Here is a 4,347-nt window from a genome sequence, read left to right as displayed (position 1 = left end):
CGTGTGCCACCGACCGCAAGACTATGCGGCCGGTGGCACACCCGGGTCACTTGGACCGTGTCACTTGGACGGATCGAGCAGGATCTTCGCGTCGTGCGGGTTGTTCGCGAGGCGCTCGAACGCGTCGGCGACCCCGTCGAGACCAACCGTGCCGGTGAGCAGCGGTTCGGCGTCGATCTTCCCGGCCGCGAGCAGCGCGAAGGTCTCTGCGAACTCCTGCGGCGTGTAGTACGCCGAGAACTTGAGTTCGAGTTCCTTCATCATGCACTGGGCGGGCATGAAGGCATCGGACTCCATGTTCACGCCGACGACCACGATGGTCGATCCGGCCGGTACACCCGCGATGATCTGCTGGATCAGGTTGGGCACACCGACGCACTCGAACGCGACGGTCCGGCGGAGCGGCATCTGACCGAGCATGCCGGTCGGCGCCGCCATCCGGGCCGGGTCATCGGTGGCCGCGGCCGCCATGAGAGCCTCGTACGGCGAGCTCTCGCGCGGATCGAGGACCACGTCGGCGCCGAGACGCTGGGCCAGTTCGCGGCGTTCCGGCGAGAAGTCCGCGGCGATGATCGGCCCGACACCCTTCATCTTCAGGATGGCGATGATGGCGAGCCCGATCGGACCACAGCCAACGACGAGCGGAACATCGTCGGCGCCGATGTCGGCATGTCCGACCGCGCGGTACGCGACCGCCATCGGCTCGGTCAACGCGGCCAGATCGGTGGATACGTGATCCGGGACCTCGATGAGCAGCGGCTCCGAGAGCAGCATCTTCTCGGCGTAGGCGCCGGGTGCCTCGGGGCCCTGGAAGCCGAGGAACACGGGTGCCTCGCGGGCCAGGATCGGCATGGACACGACGCGGCGGCCGACTGGGATCTTCTGCTCGGTGTTGGGTCCGTAGGACGCGACCCGTCCGACGAACTCGTGGCCGAACACCATCGGCTTGCTGAGGTCCATCATCTCGAAGCCGACCACTGCCTTCGTCGCGGCGTTCATGTCCGCGCCGTGCTTCATGGCGTGCAGATCCGAGCCGCAGATCCCGCAGGCGAGCACGTCGACGAGTACCTCGCCGGGGCCCGGAGTGGGCTCCGGCACCTCTGCGACGCGCAGCTTCTCGTCTTGCATCAATACCGCGCGCATCAGATGGTCTCCACGGTGTTGCCGGCGTAGCCGCCGGTGATGTAGTTGATCGGTCCCAGGCCCTGGGCCTCGGCGAGGGTGCCGGTGAGGTGCTGGATCAGTGCGGCGTCGAGGATGGAGTGGAAGGTGCCGTCTTCGTTGAAGTTGATGTTGGCGCCGGTGATCGAGAAGAACACGACGGTGTCTTCGGTGTTCGATTCCGGGCAGACGAAGGTGTGGGCCGAGGCGCCGGGCTCGTAGAGGTAGGAGCCGGCGGTCTGCGGCTGATCCGGGTACTCCTCGTAGTGCCAGCTGCCGCTCATGGTGTAGCCGTCGACGGTGCCGGTGTGGTAGTGCAGCGGGACGCGGGCGCCGGGGGCGAAGGTGGCCAGCACGACCCACTCGCCCTTCTCGAGGTCGAGGCGCAGCGGCTTGAAGTGGACGCCCGGGCCGAGGGAGTCCTTGATCAGCGGGGTGTTCTCGACGTTGACGGTGAGCAGCTCACCCTGCGGCAGCGCCACGACGGGCAGCATCGCGCCGGACGACGTGGAGACCGGGCCGACGGGAGTGATGGGGGTGGTGGGTGCAGACATTGTGAGGTTCCTTTCATCTGTCCTCGGGGAGTGACTACAACCATGCCAGCGGAGACGACGTATTCCTTGACACAAGAGGACAAGTAATTGATATGCGAGGACAGCTTTGTGATGTGGCGCACTCTGCGTTGCGGACGTGTCGTGCGTGCTGTCGGTCTATGCGTGGGCGGGGCGTCGGGATTCGGCGCGAAACTGGGCGGGGCTCACACCGAACCATCGCCGGCAGGATCGGGTCAGAACGCTTTGTTCTGAGTATCCGAGTTCGCGTGAGAGGTGCGACAAGGTCATGTCGGTGTCACGCAGCCATCGTTCGGTGAGCTCGCGCCGGACGTCGTCGACGATGGCCGCATAGGTCGTGCCCTCGTCGGCGAGACGCCGCTGCAACGTCTTGGGGTGCAGACGGAACTGTCGGGCGACGGTCGACGCGGTGGCGGCGCCCGTGGGCAGCAGTTGGCGCACCAGTTCACGCACCGCCTGGGTGAGCGTCTCGCCGTGCTGGTGGATCACGTCGTCGAGGTAGGCCACCATCGCCCGGTGGGCCATCTCGTCGCGGGACAGCGGCCGCATCAGGTCGCTGGACGGCAGGGTGAACCCGGCGCGCGGTTCGGAAAACTTCGGGGTGCACGCGAAATACCGCAGGTAGTCCTCGCGGGAACCTATCGGCTCGTGCGGGATGTGGACCGACGACGGTGCGTAGGTCGAGCCGAGCAGAAAGCGGAGCACCTTGAGGGCGACGCCGAGCGACAGCTCGATCACCTGCCGATGCGGCGGAGGATGGGGGATCAGAATCCGGAACTCGAAGAACGCGGTCTCGGTGTACGGAATCGGGTTGAGCTCGACCGCGATAGCGGGACTGTAGGCACTCAGATACTGTTCGAAAATCCGCAGGGCGTCGGCGAAACTGCCGGTGGTCCGGGCGGCGACACCGACAGGCCCGAGGATCTCGATGCCCTGACGTTGCGCGAGGCGACGGCCGAAATCGGGAGTGTTGGTCGCCGCTGCGGCCGCCTCGAGCGCGTCGATCAACGCCACATAGGTGAAGAACGACTCGAAGTTGCCGACGTCGCCCGGCGCGATGCCGACCCTGCGGAGGAGCGTCGAGGGATCACCGCCCAGTTCGCTGACCAGTTCGGGATACCCGGACATCGATGTGCCGCGGATCACAGACATGTCCTCAAGTGTCGAATAGATGTCCTTGCGGGTCAAGCCTTGGAGGGTTCCTCGGTGCCATGGTGGAAATCACTCCCCGAAAGCATTGAAAGGCTTTGCACATGACATCCCTCACCGAGGTCGCCGCCACCACCCGCCCCGCTCCCGAACTGTCCGGGCGCAAGGTGTTCATCACGGGTGCCAACGGCTTCATCGGCCGCGCCCTTGCCACCCGCATGCGCGAACTGGGTGCCGAGGTCAGCGGCGTCGACCTGGTCGCCGATGCCGACAACAGCATCATCGGCGGCTCCACCACCGACGCAGCCCCGTGGAAGGGCGCCCTGGCCGGGATCGACACCGTCATCCACACCGCCGCACTGCTCGGTGGTGCGCATGCTCTCGACCGCGCCTGGGACGTCAACGTCAAGGGCACCAACGAGGTCCTGCGGGCCGCGATCGAGGCCGGAGTCACCCGCTTCGTCCACATCTCCTCGATTGCCGCCTACGGGTGGGAATTCCCCGACGGCGTCGACGAGACCTACCCGGTCCGTGTGAACGGCGACAGCTACACCGACACCAAGGTCAACTCGGAGGCCGTCGTGCTGGCCGCGCATGCCGCCGGTGAGATCGACGTGACGGTCATCCGTCCTGGCGACGTCTGGGGCCCCGGCTCGGTGTGGGTCCGTTCCCCGATCGCCGAGATGCTCAAGCCCACCGGCTTCCCGCTGCCCGACGGTGGCAACGGCATCTTCACCCCGGTCTACATCGACAACTTCGTCGACGGGATGGTCCTGGCCATCTCGTCGGACAAGGCCGCAGGGCAGGTCTTCACCATCACCGACGGCGTCGGCGTGCGCTGTGCCGACTTCTTCGGTCACCTCGCCGAGATGAGTGGCGGCACCATTCGCACCCTCCCGATGGCCGTCATCGCACCGCTGTCCGACGTCGTCGGCGGGCTGCTGCGCCGCCTCGGCCAGCCCAGCGATCTGTGCGCGGGAACGATGGGCCTGCTCAATCGTTCGGGTACCTACTCGATCGAGAAGGCACGCACCGTGCTCGGCTACGAGCCGCTCGTGTCGGTGGATGAGGGTATGTCCCGCGTTCGCGAATGGGCCACCGAGACCGGCCTGATCAAGGGCTGATGCCCGAACAAACGCGCGCCGCCGCCGGATCGACCTGATCCGGCGGCGTCGTCGTCGTTGTGTGGTCCGGTGACCGTGTGGTGTCAGCGGGGCTGATCCCACACCGCCATCAGTTCGGTGATGATGTCCACCGACATCCCGAGGGCGCCCAGGTGGCTCTCCCCGTGCATGGTGAACATCTTTGCGTCGGGCAGCAGGGACACCATGTGCTCGCCGTGGGCGTACGGGATGATGTGGTCGCAGTCGCCGTGCCACCAGCGGACCGGCACCGTCACGTCGGCCACCCGGAACCCCCAATCGCGCGTGAAGACAAGGATGTCGGCGAAGGGCGCGTCCATCCG

Annotated in this window: 5 protein-coding genes; 1 reads left to right on the top strand and 4 read right to left on the bottom strand. The window is 66.5% G+C overall.

The window, feature by feature from the left end; translation table 11 throughout:
- Positions 1–60 precede the first annotated feature (60 nt).
- From GORHZ_RS25485 to GORHZ_RS25475, 3 genes are all read right to left on the bottom strand, one after another.
- Positions 61–1,143, bottom strand: a complete 1,083-nt coding sequence (locus tag GORHZ_RS25485) for a zinc-binding dehydrogenase (RefSeq protein WP_006338210.1) — start codon at positions 1,141–1,143, stop codon at positions 61–63.
- Positions 1,143–1,715 (bottom strand): 2,4'-dihydroxyacetophenone dioxygenase family protein, encoded by a 573-nt coding sequence (locus tag GORHZ_RS25480; RefSeq protein ID WP_006338209.1) that lies wholly within the window; start codon positions 1,713–1,715, stop codon positions 1,143–1,145. The genes GORHZ_RS25485 and GORHZ_RS25480 overlap by 1 nt, the downstream gene beginning before the upstream one ends.
- Positions 1,716–1,871: 156 nt before the next feature.
- Complete coding sequence (locus GORHZ_RS25475) at positions 1,872–2,885, bottom strand: AraC family transcriptional regulator (RefSeq protein ID WP_040533484.1); 1,014 nt, start codon at positions 2,883–2,885, stop codon at positions 1,872–1,874.
- Positions 2,886–2,986: 101 nt separating this feature from the next.
- Here GORHZ_RS25475 and GORHZ_RS25470 point away from each other — a divergent pair, with 101 nt between their 5' ends.
- On the top strand, positions 2,987–4,006 hold the full coding sequence (locus tag GORHZ_RS25470; RefSeq protein ID WP_040533482.1) for an NAD-dependent epimerase/dehydratase family protein: 1,020 nt from the start codon (positions 2,987–2,989) through the stop codon (positions 4,004–4,006).
- Between the two features lie 83 nt (positions 4,007–4,089).
- On the opposite strand, the gene GORHZ_RS25465 is transcribed toward GORHZ_RS25470, so the two are convergent.
- The coding region (locus tag GORHZ_RS25465) for an alpha/beta fold hydrolase (RefSeq protein ID WP_006338205.1) at positions 4,090–4,347 on the bottom strand (258 nt) is incomplete at its 5' end.

It is taken from the genome of Gordonia rhizosphera NBRC 16068 (genome assembly GCF_000298195.1).
Taxonomy (GTDB): Bacteria; Actinomycetota; Actinomycetes; order Mycobacteriales; family Mycobacteriaceae; genus Gordonia; species Gordonia rhizosphera.
This window is presented reverse-complemented; position numbering and strand designations above follow the sequence as displayed.